This is a genomic window from Streptomyces chisholmiae (genome assembly GCF_031845445.1).
GTDB classification, from domain to species: Bacteria; Actinomycetota; Actinomycetes; order Streptomycetales; family Streptomycetaceae; genus Streptomyces; species Streptomyces chisholmiae.
Genome location: NZ_JAVREO010000012.1, coordinates 64,551 through 83,691, shown reverse-complemented (window position 1 = coordinate 83,691; position 19,141 = coordinate 64,551). Strand labels below are relative to the sequence as shown.

Sequence of the window (19,141 nt, the reverse complement as noted above, 5' to 3'; positions counted from 1 at the left end):
GGCGGCGCGGCCGGCCGAGCGCGCGGGAGCGGGCGCCGGGCCGGCGCGAGTGGTGTTCCGGGGAGGCGAGGAGTAGAACTGGGCCTCATGTCGCACCAACAGTCCACCCCGCCGCCGCCGCGGCCTCCCGGGGTCAGCGCCGGCTACCAGCGCTGGGCCGGCGCCCTCGTCCGGCTCGCCGTCGGCCTCGGGGTCCTGGTGGCGGTCGCGTTGGTGGTCAGCTTCGTGCTCCTGGCGCGGGCGGACGCGGACCAGGACCGGGCCGCCGAGGGCTACCTCGCCATGTTCCTCTGGTTCGGGATCGTCGCCGTGACGCCGGTGCTGCTCGCGGCCGGCATCGTGGGCCGGGCGATGAGGGAGCGGGTGCGGCGGACCCGGTCGGCCGGCGGTCAGCCCAGCAGCGACGGTCACCCACGTTGACGCACGAGGGGTCGGCCGACGAACGGACGGCGGGGCGACGCCCGGTGGGCTCCGTGCCGGTGGACGCCGCCGGGGAGGCGGCCGAGGTCCGTCGCTTCTGGGGCGGGCTCGGGCTGCCCGGGCTGATCGACGTCCACACCCACTTCATGCCCGAGCGCGTGCTGCGGAAGGTCTGGGCCTACTTCGACGGCAACGGGCCGCTGATCCGCGGCCTGGAGTGGCCCATCACCTACCGCCTGCGGGAGGCCGAACGCGCGGCGATCCTGCGGGACTTCGGGGTGCGGGCCTTCACCGCGCTGCTCTACCCGCACAAGCCCGGCATGGCCCGCTGGCTCAACGGGTGGGCGGCCGACTTCGCCCGCCGCACCCCCGACTGCCTGCACACCGCGACGCTCTACCCGGAGCCGGACGTCGAGGCGTACGTCCGCGAGGCCGTCGAGGCCGGGGCGCGGGTGTTCAAGGCACACGTTCAGGTGGGCGGCTACGACCCGACCGACGAACTGTTGCGGCCGGCCTGGGGACTGCTGGCCGAGGCCGGCGTCCCCGTGGTGATCCACTGCGGGTCAGGGCCCGCGCCCGGTCGGCACACCGGGCCGGAGCCGATCGCCCGGGTGCTGGCCCGGCACCCTCGGCTGCGGCTGGTCGTCGCGCACCTGGGGATGCCCGAGTACCCGGAGTTCCTCGACCTGGCCGAGCGGCACGACCAGCTGCGGCTGGACACCACGATGGCGTTCACCGACTTCACCGAGGGGTTCATGCCCTTCCCCCGCCGGGCCCTGCCGCGCCTGGCCGACCTGGGGGAACGGGTCCTGCTCGGCTCGGACTTCCCCAACATCCCCTACTCCTACGCGCACCAGCTGCGCGCGCTGGAACGGCTGGAGCTGGGCGACGACTGGCTGCGCGCGGTCTGCCACGACAACGCGGCCCGGCTCTTCGGGCTGTAGGGAGGGCCGCGACGGGTGGCGAGGTCGCGGTCACCACGCACCTCCGGATGCCACCCCGGGGGCCCGAAGCGGCCCCGGCGGCGTGGCCGGCGCGACGGGTCGGGCGATCCGGCCGTTGGCGCCCGCTCCCGGCACCGCTGCGCCGCGCCCGCCCGCTCGCGCGCGGCGGCAACCCCCGTCCACACCGTCAGGTTTGGCCGAAGGCCCGCCGGTAGGCGCTGGGTGTGGTGCCGAGGTGTTCCCGGAAGCGCCGGCGCAGGTTGACCGCGGAGGCGAGTCCGACCCGGGTGGCGACGGCTTCCACCGGAAGGTCGGTCTGTTCCAGCAGGATCCGGGCCGCGTCGAGGCGCTGGGCCAGCAGCCACTGTCCGGGGCTGGTGCCGAGTTGTTCGGCGAAGCGCCGGGCGAGGGTGCGGCTGGACAGGCCGGCGCGTTCGGCGAGGTGGTCGAGGGTCAGTCTGGTGTCGAGGCGGGTGGTGGCCCACTCCAGCAGGGGTGCCAGTGACGCGTCCGCCCTGGCCGGTGCCGGTCGTGTGGCGTACTGGAGCTGGCTGCCCTCCCGGTGCGGCGGCAGGACCATGCGCCGGGCGATGCCGGCGGCGTACGCCGCTCCGTGGTCGGCACGCACCAGGTGCAGGCACAGGTCGATGCCCGCGCCGGTTCCGGCGCTGGTCGCCACGTCGCCGTGGTCCACGAAGAGCACGTCCGGGTCCACCTTCACCTCGGGGAAGGCCGCGGCGAACCGGGCCGCGCTGCGCCAGTGGGTGGTGGCGCGGCGGCCGTCGAGCAGCCCGGCCTGGGCGAGGACGAACGCCCCCGTGCAGATCGCGGCGATCCGCGCCCCGCGCCGGTGGGCGCCCAGCAGGGCCTCGACCAGGTCCGGCGACACGGGCGCGTCGGGTGGCTGCCGGCCGGGGACGACCACGGTGTCCGCCGCCCGCAGGGCGGACAGCCCCGCCTCGACGAGCATCGGGTAGCCCGCGCTGGTGGGCAGGAGTCCGGGGTGCTCGGCGCAGACCCGGAAGTCGTAGCGGGGTGGGGCGTCCGGCGGGGCGGTACCGAAGACCTCGGAGGCGCAGGCCAGTTCGAAGGGTGACTGCGGTGGGGTGAGCAGGGCCACCACCCGGTGGAGCGACATGGTCAGACGGTACCTGGCTGGAATGTACCTGAGGGTGTCATTTCAGACTCTCGGCCGGGCGTCCGGTCCGGCGGAGAGTGGGTCCATGAGCGAGATCATCGAATCGACGGTGCTGCGGACCGAGGTTGAGGTGGACGGTGCGCCGGCCAGCTATCTGACCGTGGAGCGGGACGGCCCGGCCGTGCTCCTGCTGCACGGCACCTACTGGAGCCGGGTCTGGCTTCCGGTGCTGGGCCGGCTCGGCGCGGCCGGGCTGCGGCCCGTGGCGGTTGACCTCCCCGGACTGGGGCGCTCGGGCGGTGAACTCACCCTGGAGACGGGCACGGTGCCGGCGCTCGCTGACTGGGTGACGCGCTTCGCCTCCACCCTCGGGCTCGACGGGCCGATCGCCGTCGCGGGGCACGACATCGGCGGCGCCGTCGCCCAGCACCTCCTCGTTCACGATCGGCTCGCGGTGTCCCGGCTGGCCCTGGTCAACTCCGTCACCTACGACTCCTGGCCGGTGTCCAGCGTGGCCCGCTTCCGGGACCCCGAGGCGGTCGCCGCGACCACCGCCGACGAGCTGCTCACGGCCCGCCGGCGGGCCGTGACCCAGGCGTTGGCCGGTGCCGCCACCGAGCGGCGGATCACGGAGTATCTGTCCCCGTGGACCGATGCCCGGGTCCGCCGTTCCTGGATGGCCATGGTGGGCGCGGCCGACAACCGCTACACCCGGGACGCCGTCCCCGCCCTGCGGCGGAACGCGACGCCCAAGCTGCTGGTCTGGGGCGAGGACGACGACTTCCAGCAGGTGACGTACGCCGAGCGGTTCGCCGCGGAGATCCCGCACACCACCCTGGTCCGCGTCCCGGACGCCGGCCACATCCCCACGGAGAACGCGCCAGGACCGGTCGCCCGCGCGCTGGCGGACTTCTGCACGGCGTAGCGGCGATGTCGGTTCCTCACCGCCGCAGGCCTCGCCCGGACGGTGGGCCCCCGGCGGTGCCGGGGGCCCACGCTGCTCACGGGCTGTCAGGCGGGCGTGATGCCCAGGGGGGCGAGGACCTCGTGGAGGGCGGCCCGGGTCGGGGCGTCCAGCGGGCGGGCGGGGGCCCGGACGGTGGCGTCGGCGATGAGCCCGCGGGCGACGAGCACCTCCTTGTGTATCGCCCAGGCCCAGCCCTGCTGGAGGCCGTGCAGGATCAGCGGCAGCAGCCGGGCGAAGCCCGCCCTGGCCTCGGCCCGGCGGCCGGCGGCCCAGTCGTCGAGGACCGGGCGCAGCAGGTCGGGGAACTCGCAGGCGGGCATGGTGCCGACGGCGCCGCGGGCGTACTCGTCGAGGCAGAACTGGGCGTTCATGCCGCCCAGGACCACGAACCCGTCGTCGGCGGCCGTCTCGACCACGGCGGTCACCTTGGGCGGGGTCGGTGGCGCCTCGACCTTGACCGAGGTGACGCCGGGCAGCTTGCTCAGCTGGGCCAGCGTCGCGGGGGTGATGGCGACGCCGGTGACGCCTGGGGCGTCCTGGACCATCACCTCGCAGTCGGTGGCGGCGGCGACCTCGGCGTAGAAGTCGACGAGCTGCGCGGGGGTCGGCTTGACCATGTAGGGCGGCAGCACCATCAGCGCGGCGGCGCCGTCCGCGGCGGCGGCCCTGGCCTGCTCGACGGCGGTGACCGTGGAGGTCGCGTTGACCCCGGACACCACCGGGACGGCGCCGGCCGCGACGTCGACGACCTCGCGCAGCACGCGGGCCCGCTCATCGGCGGTGAGCGCGAAGGTCTCGCTCGCCATGCCGGAGACGGCGAGCCCGTCGACGCCGCTGCGGAGGTTGAACTCCACGACGCGGCGCAGCGAGGGCAGGTCGAGGGAGCCGTCCGAGGCGAAGGGGGTCGCCAGGATGGGCGCGAGCCCGTGGACGAGGGGCATGGGGAGATCAGTCCTTTCCGGCGAGGTCGCGGACGACCTGTTCGTCGACGTCGATGCCGAGCCCGGGCCCGGCGGGGAGGGGGAAGTGGTCCGGGTGGACCTCCAGCGGGGTCCGCAGCACCCGCTGGCCGACCTCGGTCGAGGTCGGCTGGTACTCGAAGACCAGCAGGTCCTCGACGGCGGCCGCCACGTGCAGGCCGGCGGCGGCGGCGACGCCGAGGCCGACGGAGTGGTGCGGGGCCACCGGGACATGGGCGGCGGCGCACAGCTCGGCGATCGCCATCGCCTCGGTGATGCCGGTGCGGGCCACGTCCGGCTGGGCGATCTCCAGCGCGTGGGCGGCCAGCCAGCGGGCGAACTCGTAGCGGTTGCGCAGGGTTTCGCCCACCGCGATGGGCAGCGCGGACCGTTCGCCGAGCCGGCGGTGGCCGTCCTCGTCCTCGGGGGCCAGCGGGGCCTCCAGGAACCAGCCGCCCCGGTCGGCCAGGCCGGCGGCGAGCCGGCGGGCGTCGGCCTGGCCGTAGGCCCAGTGCGCGTCCACGGCGATGCGCAGTTCGGGGGCGGTGGCCCGGACGGCGTCCACCGTGGCCAGGTCGGCCGCCACGCCGTGGCCGAGGTGCAGCTTGACGGCGCGGGCGCCGCGGGCCGCCCAGTCGGCGGCGAGTTCGGCGCGCTCGGCGTCGGTGCTCTTGGGCAGGCCGGAGACGTAGGTCGGCAGCCGGTCCCGGAACGCGCCGCCGAGCAGGTCGGCGACGGGCGCGCCGCGCAGCCGGCCGGCCAGGTCCCACAGCGCGATGTCGACGGCGGCCAGCGCGTCGGCCTGGTGGCCCACCAGGTGTCCGCGCTCGCGCATCAGGTCGCGCAGCAGCACCCAGGCGGGCCGTGGCGCGAGCGCGTCCCGCCCGCGCAGCACGGGGGCCAGCAGCAGGTCGACGACGGCCGCCGGCACCTCGGGGGCGACCGGCGCCAGCGCCTCGCCCCAGCCCGCGGTGCCGTCCTCGGCGGTGACCTTGACCAGCAGGGTCTCGAACCGGCGCGAGTAGAGGCTGCGCCAGGGCGCGCGCACCTGGTAGCCCTCCGGGACCTCGCTGCCGTCCGGTAGCGCGCCGAGGTAGGCCTCGTCGTGGAAGACCTTGAGTACGAACGTCTCGACAGAGGCGATCTGCATGCGCGCATCCATTCTGCGGTTGAACCCTTGCAATCTGCGGATACCTTAATGCAATATCCGTTGCGCAACGCAAGTGTTTCGGATGCAGGAGAGCAGACCATGGCCGCTGAGCAAGGTACGAGCACCAACCAGAGCGTGGAGCGCGCGGCCGCCGTCCTCGCCGCGTTCCACGACGGCCGGCCGCTCCGCGTCGCCGATGTCGTCGCCCGCGCCGGGCTCGGCCAGTCCACGACCTCCCGCATGCTGGCGACGCTCGAAGCCCTCGAATACGTGGAGCGCGACCCCGAGTCCGGCCTCTACCGGCTCGGCACCGGGCTGATCACCCTGGCCGGCTCCGCGCTCAACCAGCACCCGGTCTACCGCGCCTCCCGGCCGCACGCCCAGGAGGCCGCCGCCCAGCTCGGCCTCGGCGTCAACGTCTCCGTCCTGCACCGCGGCACCGTCTTCTACCTCGCCAACTACGAGGGCGCGCTGGCCCCCAAGGCCATGACGCTGGCCGGCCAGCGCAACGCCCTGCACGCCACCGGCATGGGCAAGTGCCTGCTGGTCGGCACCACCCCGGAGGAGCGGCGGGCGCTGCTGCCCGAGCTGCCCCGGTTCACCGGCCGCACCGTCGACGGCCACCGGGAGCTGGACGCGCAGGTCGAGCTGGTCGTCGCCCGCGGCTACGCCACCGAGGTCGAGGAACTCGCCCTGGGCCGCGCCTGCGTGGCGGCGCCGATCCGGGACGCCGGCGGGGAGGTGGTCGCCGCCATCTCCATCTCCGGCTCGCTGTCGGCCATCGACCTGGACCACCGCGAGGCGGAGCTGGCCGGCCGGGTCATCGAGACCGCCGACGAGGTCAGCACGGCGCTGGGCTACACCGGCCCCGCCGTCTACCCCCCGCACGGCGGGCCGGCCGCCGGCGCCCCGCGCACATCGGGCGGGGCCGCCTGATGCGGGCCTGGCGCGACGGCCGGACGCCGTCCAGAGCCGCCGGACCCACCCGGCGGAGCGTGCTCTCCCTGGGGCTGGCCGCCGCCGCGGGCGCGGCGCTCGCCGGCTGTGGCTCCGGCGGCAGGTCGGACGGGAAGACCGTGCTGGAGTTCCCCTCCTGGCAGGCCAACGAGGGCACCTTCGCGGTCTGGTGGCGGGAGGTGATCGCCGAGTTCGAACGCACCCACCCCGACGTGCGGGTGGACTTCTACCCGCTGCCCTACGACAGCTACGTCGACCAGCTGACCATCCGGTTCGCCGCCAACGACCGCCCCGAGATCACCCACCTCCCGGCGCGCAACGCCGCCGAGTTCGCCGGCCGAGGCTGGCTCAGCTCGCTGGCGGACCGCCTCGCGGACACCGACATCCCGCGCACCTGGACCCCGTTGCAGGAGGAGATGCTGCTGGACGGCGAGGACCACGGCGTCCTGCTGCTCGGCTACGGCTACACCCTGTACTACAACGAGCGGCTGCTGGAATCCGTCGGCGCCGGCGTCCCGACCACCCCGGAGGAGCTGATCGCGGCCGCCGAGGCGATCACCGGCGACGGGATCTACGGCTTCGGCGCCACCACCGCCCCCAATCCCGACAACTACACCGAGCTGGCCGCCTTCGTCGTCGGCGGCGGGGCCGCCCTGTCCACGGACGACGGCGGGTTCACCGCCGACAGCGAAGGCGCGATCGCCGGCCTCGACCACTACCGCCGCGCCCTCGCCCAGGCGCCCAAGGGCATCCAGTCCCAGCAGCGCAACGAGCTCTTCCTCACCGGGAAGATCGCCATGCTGCTGGACGGCCCGTTCTTCCTCACCGAACTCGACAACGCCAGCGAGGCGGTCCGCCCCGACCTCAAGGTCGCCCGCGCGCCCTTCCCCCAGGTCCCCGGCGGCGTCTCCAACAGCGTCCACCTGCCCGCCGGTCTCGACCCGGCCACGGCGGACGCCGCCTGGGAGCTGATCAAGCTGGCCGCCAGCCCCAGGTGGCAGCGCCGCTACACCGAGGTGACCACCAACCCGGCACCCCGGGAGGGCTCGGTCACCGACCGCGCCGTCGCCGAGACGCCGGAGCTGGCGCTCTTCCAGCAGCTGGCGGACGAGGCCGTGTCGATCTTCCCCGGCCACCAGGCGCACCGGGAGCGGTTCGGCCGGATCAGCGACCTCGTCTCCGCCGCCGCCACCTCCCTGATCACCACCAACGAGTCGACCGCGTCCATCGCCGCCCACCTGCAGGACGAGCTCGAAGACGCCATGGAGTCCTGATGACCACCCCACCGCAGCACCCTCAGCGCAGAGGGCTCCGGAAGTCCGCCGGGCGCGGCGCGTCAACCGCCCCGGAGACCCCGGCCGAGCTGCGCCGCGAGCACCGCCGCCGCAACCTCTTCGCCTACCTGACGCTCTCGCCGACCCTGGCCGTCGTCGGCCTGCTGATGGCCTACCCGCTCTACGTGGCGATCGACCTCAGCCTGCGCGGCGGCCAGATCTCCGACCTGCTCAACCTGGAGCAGAACCCGCTCACCCTCGACAACTACGGCGACATCCTGACCGACCCAGGGCTGGTCAACGACATCGTGCGGTCGATGGTCTACACCCTGGGCGTGGTGCTCCCCGCGTTCGCCCTCGGCCTGGGCCTGGCCCTGCTGCTCAACAGGGCCTTCCCCGGCCGCCGGATCATCCGCCCCCTGGTGCTGCTGCCCTGGGCGGTGCCCGGCGTGGTGGTGGCCGCGGCGTTCAGCTGGATGCTCGACGCCTCCTACGGCGTCGTCAACTACCTGCTGCGCACGGTCGGGATCATCGACGAGAACGTGGCCTGGCTGGTCGACTCCAACACCGCCATGTTCGCCGTCATCCTGCCGACGATCTGGAAGTACTACCCGTTCTTCATCCTGGTGCTGCTGGCCCAGCTCCAGTCGGTGCCCAACGAACTCTACGAAGCCGCCCGGGTGGACGGGGCGTCGCCGCTGCGGCAGTTCACCCACGTCACCTGGCCCGCCATCCGCACCGCCTCCTCGCTGGCCATCGTGATCACCGGCATCGGCGTCTTCCGCGAGTTCGACTTCATCTTCCCGCTCACCGGCGGGGGCCCCAACGACGCCACCCAGACCCTCGCCATCCGCATCTACAACGAGGCCTTCCAGTTCTTCGAGATGGGCACCGCCGCCGCCCTCGGGATCGTGACCATGGCGATCTGCGGCGCCCTGCTGAAGGCCGCGGGTCGGTCCGTGCGCCGCGAGTTCGGCTGACCCGGCCCGTCACCACAGGAGCACCCCATGTCCACCACCCTCTCCCGGCACCGCCGGTGGTCGCTGCTCGCGCTGGCGATCGCGGTCACCGCCGTGCTGATGTTCCCCATCTACTGGATGATCATGACCTCGATCGTCCCCTCCGAACGGCTGCTGGTCTCCGAACCGCCGCTGCTGCCGCCCGCCGACGCCGCCTCGCTCGACGCCTACGCCTCCGTGCTGCGGGACGTGCCCGTCCTGGAGTGGATGTGGAACTCGACGGTCACCACCCTCGGCGCCGCCATCATCTCCACCGTGGTCAGCACGCTCGGCGGCTACAGCCTCTCCCGCTTCCGCAGCAAGGGCCAGCAGGCGATGGGCTTCACCCTGCTGTTCAGCCGGATGCTGCCCGGCACCCTGCTGATCATCCCGATCTTCGTGCTCTTCGCCAACCTCGGCATGGTCAACAACCTCTGGTCGGTCACCCTGGTCAACACCGCCGCGACCGTCCCGTTCACCACCTGGCTGATGAAGGGCTTCGTGGACGCCGTCCCCAGGGAGATCGAACAGGCCGCGATGATCGACGGCTGCGGCCGGGCCGGCGCGCTGTGGCGGGTCGTCGTCCCGCTGCTCAAGCCCGGCATCGCCGCGACCTTCACCTACGCGTCGATCCTCACCTGGGGCGACTTCCTCTTCGCCCGCACCCTGATGGGCAACCCCGACGGCTGGACCGTCACCGTCGGCATCGCCTCCTTCATCGGCGAGTTCAGCGTCGACTGGTCCGGCCTGATGGCCGTCGGCCTGATCTCCATGGTGCCGATGATCATCCTCTTCCTGCTCCTTGAACCCTTCCTGACCAAGGGCATGGCCTCCGGGGCGGTGAAGGGATGACCACCCTCGGGAACCCCGCGACGGCCCCGGCCGGCGTCGTCGCCATCGTGCGGCTGCGCACCGCCCCGCCGGACGCGATCCGCACCGCGCTGGAGGACGCCGGCGTCCCCGCCCTGGAGATCACCCTCACCACGCCGGGCGCCGAGGCGGCCATCGCCCGCTGGCGGGCGGCGGGCGGGGCCGCCGCCGTCGGCGCCGGCACCGTCCGCACCCCCGACGAGGCCCGCCGCGCGGTGCGCGCCGGCGCCCAGTTCCTGGTCACCCCGACCACCTCGGCGGCCGTCCTGGAGACCGCCGGCGAGGCCGGCGTGCCGGTGCTCTGCGGCGCCCTGACCCCGACCGAGATCGACACCGCCTGGCGGCTGGGCGCCGCGGCGGTCAAGGTCTTCCCCGTTGACGCGGTCGGCGGGCCGGCCTACGTCAGGGCCGTCCAGGCGCCGCTGCCCGACATCCCGCTGGTGCCGACCGGCGGCGTCGACGCGGCCGCCGCCCGCAGCTACGCCGCCCTGGGCTGCCACGCGGTCGGCGTGGGCGGCCACCTGGTCTCCGACCGGGTCACCGCCACCGGCGACTTCGACGGCCTGCGCGCCCGGGCCGCCGCCCTGACCGGCGCCTGGCAGGCCGGCGCCGCGCAGCACGCCGGGGGCACCCCGTGACCTGGCCGCCGCGCCCCGAACCGCTCGGCGGCCGGCTCGACGTGGTCGGCGTCGGCGAGGCGATGCTGCTCCTCCAGGCGCCGCCCCCGGCGCCGATCGAGGAGGCCGACGCCCTGTCGGTCTCCGTCGCCGGCGCCGAGCTGAACGTGTGCGCCGCCGTGGCCCGGCTCGGCGGCCGGGCCGCGTTCCTCTCCGCCGTGGGGGATGACGCCCCCGGGCGGCGGGTCCGGCGCGCCGTGCGCGAACTCGGCGTCGCCGACCGGCTGCTGCGCGTCGACCCGGCCCGGCCGACCGGCCTGTTCCTGCGCGAGACCCCCGCCGACGGGGCCCGCCGGGTCACCTACTACCGGGCCGGTTCGGCCGCCTCGGCCCTCGACGCGCCCGCCGCCGCGCTCCTCACCGGCCACGACGCGCCCCGGGCGGTGGTCGTCTCGGGCCTGACCGCCGCCCTGGGCGCCGGCCCCCGGCGGCTGCTGGAGCGGCTGGCCGGGCAGGCGGCGGCGGCCGGCACCGCCGTGGTGCTGGATGTGAACCTGCGCCCCGCCCTCGGTATCGACGAGGCACTGGCCACCATGCGGCGGCTGCTGCCGCACGTCGACCTGCTGCTGCTCGGTGACGACGAGTCGGGTCCGCTGTTCGACACCACCGACCCCGCCGAGGTGCTGGCCCGGGCCGCCGCCGCCGGCGTCGGCGAGACGGTGCTCAAGGGCGGCGAACGCGGCTGCTGGCTCTGGGACGAGGGCCCGCGGCACGTGCCCGCGCACCCCACCCGGGCCGTCGACACGGTCGGTGCCGGCGACGCCTTCCTCGGCGGCTACCTCGCCGGGCGGCTCGCCGGCGCCGGCCCGCTGCCCGCCGCCGACCTGGGCGCCCGGATCGCCGCCGGCGTCGTCGCCCACCCCGGCGACACCGAGGGCCTGCCCGACCCGCCCACCGCCCGCCGCCTGCTGGCCGCCGCCCTCACCCCACCACCCGGCCGCCCCTGACCCCTACCGGCACCCCGCCCCGGGCCGGCACGACCGCCGGCCCGGGGGTGGGGCGCCCGGCCCGGTGTCGCCGGTCAGCGCAGTTCGCTGAACCGCTCCGTGGCCCGGTTGCGGCCGGCCACGATGATGGTGTCGTCGGCCCGCACGACCGTTTCCGCGGTGGCGTAGGTGAAGTCCTCGCCGGGGCGTTTGATGGCCACCACGGTGACGCCGTGGCGGGAGCGGACGGCGCTGTTGCCCAGCGGCAGTCCCACGATGTCGGCCGGCGGTTTGGTCTTGACCATCGCGAAGTCCTCCTCGAACTCGACGTAGTCGAGCATCCGGCCGCGCACCAGGTGCGCGACGCGCTGGCCCATGTCGTGTTCGGGATAGACGACATGGTCGACGCCGAGCTGGGTGAGGATGCGGCCGTGGGCGTCGCTGATGGCCTTCGCCCACACGTGGGTGATGCCGAAGGAGAGCAGCAGGGAGGTGGTGAGGATGCTGGATTCCAGGTTGGACCCTATGCCGACGACGGCGCGGTCGAACTCGTGGACGCCCAGTTGCCGCAGCGCCTCCTCCTTGGTGGCGTCCGCGCGCACCACGTGGGTGAGGGAGCCGGCCAGGGACTGGACGACCTCCGCGCTCGCGTCGATGCCCAGCACCTCGGTGTCCTCCTCGACGAGTTCAAGGGCGAGGGCGCGGCCGAAGCGGCCGAGGCCGATGACGACGACGGTGTCCTGCGGTGCCGCGCGGTGCTTTCTGGAGGTCCGGTTCCTAGCCAATGATGGGTCGCTCCTCGGGCAGTTGGTAGAGGCGCACGCGGTGGCGCAGGGCGAGTGCTGAGGCGACGGTGATCGGGCCGAGCCGGCCGACGAACATCAGCACGATCAGCAGGAGTTGCTCGAGGCCCGGCAGGTCCGCGGTGATGCCGGTGGACAGGCCCACGGTGCCGAAGGCCGAGACGACTTCGAAAAGCGACTGGTCGAGGTTGTGGCTGGTGCGGGTGAGGAGCACCAGGGTGGAGAGGACCACGGCGGCCGCACCGAGGAGGACGACGGTGAGCGCCTGACGCTCGACCCCCCGCTGGAGGCGGCGGTGGAAGATGTTGGCGCTGTCCTCGCCGCGGACCTCGGCGTAGACGGCGACCAGCAGCACGGCGAAGGTGGTGATCTTGATGCCGCCGGCGGTCCCCGCGCTCGCTCCGCCGACGAACATCAGCACGTCCACGCCCAGCCAGGTGGCCGGATTCATCTCCGCGATGTCGACGCTGTTGAAGCCCGCGGTGCGCGGCATCACCCCCTGGAAGAGACCGGCCAGCAGTTTGCCGGGGACGCTCAGCGGGCCAAGGGTGTGGGGGTTGTCCCACTCCAGGGCCGTGACGAAGACGCTGCCACCGACGATGAAGGCGCAGGTGGCCCAGACGACGATCCTGGTGTGCAGGGACCACCTGCGTGGGGTGCGCCACCGCCGGCGCAGTTCGAGCAGCACGGGGAAGCCCAGGCCCCCGGCGACGACCGCGAACGTGATGGGCAGGCAGATCCACGGGTCGGTGGTGAAGCCCATCAGGTTGTCGGAGTAGAGGGCGAAGCCGGCGTTGTTGAAGGCGGAGACGGCGTGGAAGACGCCCAGCCAGAGCGCCCGGGGGAGCGGCTCGTCATAGGCGGTGGCGAACCGGGTCAGCAGGACCAACGCGGTGATCGCCTCCAGGAGGAGGCTGACCTTGACCACGCCGAAGACCACGCCGCGGACGTCCCCCGGCCCCAGGGACTTGGTCTCGGCGGCCGCGGTCAGCCGGGCCCGCAGGCGCAGCCGGTGGGAGACCAGCAGGACCAGCAGCGAGGCGAACGTCATCACGCCGAGGCCGCCGAGCTGGATGAGGACCAGGATCACGCCCTGCCCGAAGCCACTCCAGTGTGCCGGGGTGTCGACCACGATCAGCCCGGTGACACAGACGGCGGACGCCGAGGTGAACAACGCGTCCAGGAAGTCAGCACCGCCGGGGCCCGTGGAGGCAACCGGCAGGCACAACAGCCCGGCCCCGGCCATGAGTACGGCGAAGAACGCGGCGACGAGCACCTGGGCGGGATGGCGCAGGCGCGGCCGCCTCCGCTTCGTCAGGTCCGGCGCCGACGTGGCGCGCTCCCGCCCGGGGATGAGTCGCACGGGGAGAGGATAGGCATCCCGGGTGCGGAATCCCGTGCTCGACCCCGGCCACCTCGCGTGCCGGGGCTCGTTGCGTCGCGGCCCTGGCCTGGCTGCTGCCCGGCTATGCCGTGGGGGCCGTCTACCTGGGGCAGATCATCGGGCTCCCCGACTGGACACGCGGCCTCTCACCCTTCGGCCATGTCCCCGCCCTGCCCGCCGGAGACTTCGAACTCGCCCCGGTCCTGGGCCTGTTGGTCGTCGCCGCAGGGCTGTCCTGGTCGGGGTTGCTGGCGCTGCGCCGCCGCGACGTCTCCGCGGCCTGAACCGGCCCGCCGTGTGGCGCCCGCCGACTCGGCGGACGCCATGCCGCGGGAGCGGACGCGGCTGCCGGGCGGGAGGCGGAGCGCCGGACCGACCCCGGTAGGCACGGGAAGCTCCGGCAGCCCGGGGCCGTGGTGTCCCCCTCGAAGCCGCCGCGCCCTGGGATAGGGTCGCCGTCAGGTGAGCCGGGAAGCCTGGTCGGCGGTCAGTCCGTCGATCCCTGGGAGCCCCACTGATGCCGCCTCCTCTCGTGCGCGCCGTCACCTTCCCCGCCCGCCGCCGGCCCGCCAAACCGGTCGGGGGCGGCCGGTGACACCGCCGCACCGATGGCTCGGAGGCGGCGGCGCGCTCGCCCTCGCCGGCGTGACGGGAGCGCTCGCGGCCCGGTCCGAGGCCGGCCTCGCGCGTGGCGTGCTCCTGCTCGCGGCCGTCGCTGGCCTGGTGGGCGCGGCCCTGCTGGGGTGGCGCGCGGTCCGCGCCGCCCGGGACTGCGTGGTGATCGACGACGGCGCCGGGGACTGGACCGTCGTGCGGCTGCGGGGGCGCGTGCACCGGGGCAACGCCCGGCGGGTGGCGCGGCGGCTGATCACCGCGGTGGAGGGCGAGCCGGCGATAGTGGAGATCGACCTGGCGCGGGTCACCACCCTGCACCGGGCGGGAACCTGGGCCTTCTTCGAGGCCGCCCGGGTGTCCCGACAACGCGGTGTCGCCCTCGTGTTGACCTGCCCCACGCACCAGGTGCACACCATGCTCCGCTCGGTCGGCCTGCCCCGGCTGGTGCGGGTGATCGGCGGGGCGCGGCCGACCGCCGGGGCAGGCGGCCCCCGGTGGCTCAGGTCCCGCTGGCGTCGCCTGGCGAGGCGGGCCCCTCGTCGGCGCTGACCCGGTCGGGTCGGGCCACCGGCTCCGGCATCAGGTCGAGCCGGGATGCCTCCTCGTCGCTCAGCTCCGCGTCCGGGTCGGCGCGGCGCCGGCGTCGGTCGTTGAGCAGCGCGATACCGCAGGCGAGGAAGTACAGGCCGGTCACGGCGATCTGGAGAACGGCCATCGACATCAGGTCGTTCGGGGTGACGGCGGCGGCGAAGACCGCGATGCCGAGCACCATCCAGCGCCACCAGCTGATCATGCGCTGCCCGGTGACCACCCCGGCGAAGTTCAACAGCACCAGCAGCAGTGGCAGTTCGAAGGAGATCCCGAAGACCAGAGCCAGCCGCAGGGTGAAGTCGAGGACCTCCTCGACCGTGACGAAGTTCTGCGCCTGGTCCGCACTGAAGCTCAGCAGCACCGGGATCGCACGGGGCAGCAGCCAGTACGCGAGGTAGGTCCCCGCCAGAAACAGCGGCACGCCCACCGCCACCACGACGCGGCTGTACTTCTTCTCGTTCCGGTGCAGGCCCGGCGCGAGGAACGCCCAGCACTGGTAGAGCCAGACGGGGGAGGCCCCGATCAGCCCCACCAGCAGGGACACCCGGAGATAGGTGGCGAACGGGGCGGTCAGCCCGTTCTGGGACAGGACCGCGCACCGCCCCTCCCCGGCGTCGGGATCGCCGTACGCGCACATGGGCACCGGCTCAGTCAGGAAGGCCATGATGTCCTTGGCGAAGAACGCCGCCCCGATCGCGACGACGACCACCGCGACAACGGCGATCCCGAGCCGGTTGCGCAGCTCCCGCAGGTGCTCGGTGAGCGACATCCGCCCTTCCGGGTTCTTGCTCCGTGCCGACTGCGTTCTGGGCATCCCTGATCCTCGTCTCCCGAGACGGTCGTCATCCAGCTGGTCACGCGGCGGTGCTCGTCAACGGCCGTCGCCGGCCCGGCCGTTCAGCGCGGACTCCACGAGACCGACCACGGTCTCGGGGCGTTCCTCCGCCACCAGGTGGCCGACCCCGGGCAGTATCCGCACCGGCGTCCGGAGGCGCCGCTCGACGGCCGAGGCCAGTCGGGCCGGCGGCAGGAAGACGTCGTGCTCCCCGGTGGCCACCAGGGTCGGCCCGTCGCCGGCCAACGCCCACCCAGGCAGCGGGGCGGGCGCCAGGCTGGAGCGACAGGACCGGGCCAGCAGCGTCATCCAGTCGACCAGCTCCGCCGCCGGGCGGGCACCGGGCCCGGACATCTGCCGCAGCAGGCGCGCGCTGCGTGCCTCGGTGGGCCGGGCCAGCCAGGGCACGGTGGCCGCGAGCAGTCCGCCCGTGACCCGCAGCCGTGTCACGCCGGCGGGCGAGACCAGCACCCGGCCCGCGATCCGCGGGCTGTCGCACGCCAGGGCGATGCCGCCGCCGAGCGAGTGGCCCAGCACCACGACCGGCTGCGGCCCCAGCTGGTCCAGGACCTCGCCGAGCCACTGCCCGTAGGCCAACAACCGCTGGGACCTGGGCCGTTCGGGTCCGCTGAGCCCCGGCTGCCCGGGCACGTCCGCCACGTGGGTGGGCCAACGCTCGGCCAGGGCCGCCAGCAGCGACAGGCTGGTGGCGGCGTTGAAGTTGGTGCCCGGCACGAACAGCACCCGGGGCGCCCCGTCAGCCCGGGCCTCGTCCCCCGCGCTGACGAGGTGGGTGCGGCCCAGCCTCGTCGGGAACACCGTGGTCCGGTGGGGGAGCGGCCACCGCGCCAGCCGCTCCGCGCACCACCGTTCGACAGCCAGCCGTGGCCCGGAGCCGCGGTAGATGTCACTCGTCCGAACCCCCGCGTCAGGGGTAGACCTGGGGGATCTCGCGCGTCCCGCGCCGTCGTGCGCACGCCTCATCGAAGGCTCCTGAACATCGGTCGTGGACAGCATCACTTCCACGCCGACCAGGCTTCCCGGCACACCAGCGCTCCCACGGGCGCGCTGCGGCGACTGTAGCCGCTGCCCGCCCCCTCTGGCCAGGTGCGTCGCCCGGGCCCAGGCGGCGCGCCGACGAGACATCCGGGAACCGGGTCCGGCGACCGGGTGGCGCCGCCTCGTGGGTGACGACACGGACATCGCCCTGGAGCCCACGCGCGCCCCGACAGCTCGGTGCAAGGCGGGGGCCGGCGGGCCCCCCTTGGATGCCCGGTCACTCGTCGAGGGAGAAGTAGTTCTCCTCCTCCTGCGCGAAGTGCAGGCGCAGCACGGCGTGCAGACCGTAGAGGCAGTCCCGCAGATCGCTGATCTGTTCGGGACGCAGGCCGGTGGTTCCCTCGGGGCCGGTCTGGTCGGCCAGCGCGAGGTGTCGGGTGAGCCGGTTCGTCAGCCCCTCGATCTCCAGGTGGGCCCGGCTCATGGTCGCCGTCGCCTCGGCGCTGCCCAACCAGGCGGCCAGCGCGGGATACAGCTCGTGTTCCTCGGCCCGCTCGTGTGGCAGCAGCCGTTCCCGCAGCAGCCGTTCGACCTGGCGCACCGCCGGCAACGCCTCGGCCGGGTCGCTCGTGGAGAGCGCCTCCGCCGCCTGCCGCGTCGCCTCGATGACCTCCCGCAGCCTCTCGTGCTCCGCCGCGAAGCGCCGCAGCAGGTCCCGCGTGCCGGGTTCGACCCGCCGTTCGGCGCTCCGCAGGACCCGCAAGGCGTTGAGGATCACCGCCACGTCGATGCACTCCTGGGCCAACGCGCCGGCCGCCGGCGGCAGCAGGCCGAACGCGGCCACCACCATGGCCGCCAGCGACAGCGCCATTCCACCCACGGCGCTCTGCACCGCGATCCGCCGGGCGCGGCCCGCGATGGTCACCGCGTCCGCCAACCGGTCGACGCGGTCGGTGGTCAGCACCACGTCGGCGGCCTCGGAGGAGGCGCCGGCCCCGGTGGCCCCCATCGCGACGCCGATGTCCGCGGCGGCGAGTGCCGGCGCGTCGTTCACCCCGTCCCCCACCATCACGGTGACCGCCGCGTCCTGTTCCGAGCGGACCGAGTCCACCTTCTGCGGCGGGCTCTGCTCGGCTCGCACCTCGTCCAGCCCCAGCACGGTGGCGATCTCCCGGGCGGGGGTCGGGCGATCGCCGGTGAGCATCAGGATCCTGCGGATGCCCGCCTCGCGCAGCCGGCGGACGGTGCGTGGCGCGTCGGTGCGCAGCGGATCTTTCAACAGCACGGCCCCGACCAGGTCTTCGTCCACCGCGACCCACACCACCGCCGCCCCGTCCAACACGGCCCGGTTCTCGGCGGCCCGCGCCCACGCCGGCGGCTCTCCGCCGCCCTCCTCCCGACGCCCCACGCTGACCACCGCGCCTTCCACCACCCCGCGTGCGCCGCGCCCCGGCTCCTCCGCCACCTCCCGGGCCGCCGACAACTCCAACGAGCGGCTCCGCGCCTCGTCGACCAGCGCCCGGGCGAGCACGTGCGGGGAGTACTGGTCGACCGACGCGGCCATCCGCAGCACCCGCCCCGCCGTCCAGCCCGCCGCGACCGCCACCTCCGTCACCCATGGCCGTCCGGCGGTGAGCGTGCCGGTCTTGTCCAACACCACCGTGCGCGCGTGCCCCAGCCGCTCCAGCGCGCCCCCGTCCCGCACCACCACGCCCCTTCTCGCCGCGCGCGCCAGGCCGGAGACGATCGCCACCGGAGCGGCGAGCAACAGGGGACACGGCGTCGCCACCACCAGGACCGCCACGGCCCGCACCGGATCCCCGCTCAACAGCCAGGCCAGGCCGCAGATCGCCAGGGACACGGGGACGAACCAGGCGGCGTACCGGTCCGCGAGCCGGACCACCGGGGCGCCCTCCGCGCCGGCCTGCCGCGCCAGACGGACGATCTCCGCGTAGGCGCTGTCGGCCTCGGTGGACGTCGCCCGAATCTCGAAGACGTCCCCGCCGTTCACCGAGCCGCTGCGGACCCGATCCCCCTCGGCGCGTTCGACGAGTTCCGGCTCCCCGGTCAGCGCCGACTCGTCCAGTACCGCGGTGGGGCCGACCACCCGACCGTCCACCGGCACGGCCTCACCCGGCCCCACCACCAGGACGTCATCGGGACCGACCTGACCGAGCGGCACGGTCACCACCCCGGTGGCCGACCGCCGGCGGGCCGAGCGGGGCGCGCGTTCCACCAGGGCCCGCAGGTCATGTGCCGCGCGCTGCTCGGCCGCCGACTCCAGCCAGCGGCCGGTGGCCAGCATCAGCGCGATCAGCGCCCCCGCCAGGTACTCGCCGACCGCCAACGAGCCGGCCAGGGCCAACACCGCGATCAGGTCCACGCCGGTGCGCCCCCGACGGACCGCCAGGCCCACCCAGACCAGGGCCGGAAGCAGCCCGCAGACGGTGCCTACCGACCACAGCACGTCGGCGGCCGTTGCGGCACCCACCCACCAACAGACGGCCCCAGCCGCCAGACAGGTGCCCGTCACCATGGTGAGGCCCTCTTCCACCGGATGCCTCCGGCGGTGAGCGACCTCATGGCTAGAAGCGGGAGGAGCGGACGGGACCATGGGCACCTCTTCACACGGGC

General features: G+C 74.4%; 19 protein-coding genes. 11 read left to right on the top strand and 8 right to left on the bottom strand.

The genetic code is table 11. The features are described from left to right. Positions 1 to 87: 87 nt before the first annotated feature. A complete protein-coding gene (locus RM844_RS20310; RefSeq protein WP_311668722.1) occupies positions 88 to 420 on the top strand; it encodes a hypothetical protein in 333 nt (110 codons plus the stop codon). Positions 421 to 464: 44 nt separating this feature from the next. After that, entirely contained in the window at positions 465 to 1,364 is a 900-nt protein-coding gene (locus tag RM844_RS20305; RefSeq protein WP_311668862.1) for an amidohydrolase family protein, read from the top strand. Positions 1,365 to 1,551: 187 nt separating this feature from the next. Here the strand turns inward: RM844_RS20305 and RM844_RS20300 are convergent, their stop codons facing one another. Beyond that, positions 1,552 to 2,502, bottom strand: a complete 951-nt coding sequence (locus RM844_RS20300) for a GlxA family transcriptional regulator (RefSeq protein WP_311668721.1) — start codon at positions 2,500 to 2,502, stop codon at positions 1,552 to 1,554. 85 nt (positions 2,503 to 2,587) lie between these two features. On the opposite strand from RM844_RS20300, the gene RM844_RS20295 reads away from it, so the two are divergent. After that, positions 2,588 to 3,427 (top strand): alpha/beta fold hydrolase, encoded by an 840-nt coding sequence (locus RM844_RS20295; protein WP_311668720.1) that lies wholly within the window; start codon positions 2,588 to 2,590, stop codon positions 3,425 to 3,427. 86 nt (positions 3,428 to 3,513) lie between these two features. On the opposite strand, the gene RM844_RS20290 is transcribed toward RM844_RS20295, so the two are convergent. Next, on the bottom strand, positions 3,514 to 4,410 hold the full coding sequence (locus tag RM844_RS20290; RefSeq protein ID WP_311668719.1) for a dihydrodipicolinate synthase family protein: 897 nt from the start codon (positions 4,408 to 4,410) through the stop codon (positions 3,514 to 3,516). Positions 4,411 to 4,417: 7 nt separating this feature from the next. Continuing rightward, positions 4,418 to 5,578: a mandelate racemase/muconate lactonizing enzyme family protein gene (locus RM844_RS20285; protein WP_311668718.1), complete on the bottom strand. Its 1,161-nt coding sequence runs from the start codon at positions 5,576 to 5,578 to the stop codon at positions 4,418 to 4,420. Between the two features lie 99 nt (positions 5,579 to 5,677). On the opposite strand from RM844_RS20285, the gene RM844_RS20280 reads away from it, so the two are divergent. The 6 genes from RM844_RS20280 to RM844_RS20255 are packed head-to-tail and all read left to right on the top strand — an operon-like array spanning position 5,678 to position 11,301. Beyond that, positions 5,678 to 6,514, top strand: a complete 837-nt coding sequence (locus tag RM844_RS20280) for an IclR family transcriptional regulator (RefSeq protein ID WP_311668717.1) — start codon at positions 5,678 to 5,680, stop codon at positions 6,512 to 6,514. A 59-nt stretch (positions 6,515 to 6,573) separates the two neighbouring features. Further along, positions 6,574 to 7,809 carry an ABC transporter substrate-binding protein gene (locus RM844_RS20275; protein ID WP_311668716.1) on the top strand — a complete coding sequence of 412 codons (1,236 nt, stop codon included), beginning with the start codon at positions 6,574 to 6,576 and terminating at the stop codon, positions 7,807 to 7,809. Next, positions 7,809 to 8,789: a carbohydrate ABC transporter permease gene (locus RM844_RS20270; RefSeq protein ID WP_311668715.1), complete on the top strand. Its 981-nt coding sequence runs from the start codon at positions 7,809 to 7,811 to the stop codon at positions 8,787 to 8,789. Before RM844_RS20275 ends, RM844_RS20270 begins: the two co-directional genes overlap by 1 nt. A 27-nt stretch (positions 8,790 to 8,816) precedes the next feature. After that, positions 8,817 to 9,659 carry a carbohydrate ABC transporter permease gene (locus RM844_RS20265; RefSeq protein WP_311668714.1) on the top strand — a complete coding sequence of 281 codons (843 nt, stop codon included), beginning with the start codon at positions 8,817 to 8,819 and terminating at the stop codon, positions 9,657 to 9,659. Next, complete coding sequence (locus RM844_RS20260) at positions 9,656 to 10,315, top strand: bifunctional 4-hydroxy-2-oxoglutarate aldolase/2-dehydro-3-deoxy-phosphogluconate aldolase (RefSeq protein WP_311668713.1); 660 nt, start codon at positions 9,656 to 9,658, stop codon at positions 10,313 to 10,315. Before RM844_RS20265 ends, RM844_RS20260 begins: the two co-directional genes overlap by 4 nt. After that, the gene (locus tag RM844_RS20255; RefSeq protein WP_311668712.1) at positions 10,312 to 11,301 is read left to right on the top strand and encodes a sugar kinase; all 990 of its coding nucleotides are present in this window, start codon (positions 10,312 to 10,314) and stop codon (positions 11,299 to 11,301) included. The genes RM844_RS20260 and RM844_RS20255 overlap by 4 nt, the downstream gene beginning before the upstream one ends. Before the next feature lie 74 nt (positions 11,302 to 11,375). On the opposite strand, the gene RM844_RS20250 is transcribed toward RM844_RS20255, so the two are convergent. Both RM844_RS20250 and RM844_RS20245 read right to left on the bottom strand, forming a co-directional pair. Further along, a complete protein-coding gene (locus RM844_RS20250) occupies positions 11,376 to 12,065 on the bottom strand; it encodes a potassium channel family protein (protein WP_311668711.1) in 690 nt (229 codons plus the stop codon). Next, the gene (locus RM844_RS20245; RefSeq protein WP_311668710.1) at positions 12,058 to 13,446 is read right to left on the bottom strand and encodes a potassium transporter TrkG; all 1,389 of its coding nucleotides are present in this window, start codon (positions 13,444 to 13,446) and stop codon (positions 12,058 to 12,060) included. Before RM844_RS20245 ends, RM844_RS20250 begins: the two co-directional genes overlap by 8 nt. 110 nt (positions 13,447 to 13,556) lie before the next feature. Here RM844_RS20245 and RM844_RS20240 point away from each other — a divergent pair, with 110 nt between their 5' ends. Together RM844_RS20240 and RM844_RS20235 are read left to right on the top strand one after the other, a co-directional pair. Beyond that, positions 13,557 to 13,751 carry a hypothetical protein gene (locus RM844_RS20240; protein WP_311668709.1) on the top strand — a complete coding sequence of 65 codons (195 nt, stop codon included), beginning with the start codon at positions 13,557 to 13,559 and terminating at the stop codon, positions 13,749 to 13,751. A gap of 361 nt (positions 13,752 to 14,112) precedes the next feature. Then, entirely contained in the window at positions 14,113 to 14,631 is a 519-nt protein-coding gene (locus RM844_RS20235) for an STAS domain-containing protein (protein WP_311668708.1), read from the top strand. On the opposite strand, the gene tatC is transcribed toward RM844_RS20235, so the two are convergent. From tatC to RM844_RS20220, 3 genes are all read right to left on the bottom strand, one after another. Next, positions 14,582 to 15,487: a twin-arginine translocase subunit TatC gene (tatC, locus tag RM844_RS20230; RefSeq protein ID WP_311668707.1), complete on the bottom strand. Its 906-nt coding sequence runs from the start codon at positions 15,485 to 15,487 to the stop codon at positions 14,582 to 14,584. The genes RM844_RS20235 and tatC overlap by 50 nt on opposite strands. A 57-nt stretch (positions 15,488 to 15,544) precedes the next feature. Beyond that, positions 15,545 to 16,327: an alpha/beta fold hydrolase gene (locus tag RM844_RS20225; protein ID WP_311668706.1), complete on the bottom strand. Its 783-nt coding sequence runs from the start codon at positions 16,325 to 16,327 to the stop codon at positions 15,545 to 15,547. A gap of 457 nt (positions 16,328 to 16,784) precedes the next feature. Then, positions 16,785 to 19,121 (bottom strand): heavy metal translocating P-type ATPase, encoded by a 2,337-nt coding sequence (locus RM844_RS20220; RefSeq protein WP_394814554.1) that lies wholly within the window; start codon positions 19,119 to 19,121, stop codon positions 16,785 to 16,787. Positions 19,122 to 19,141: the final 20 nt, after the last annotated feature.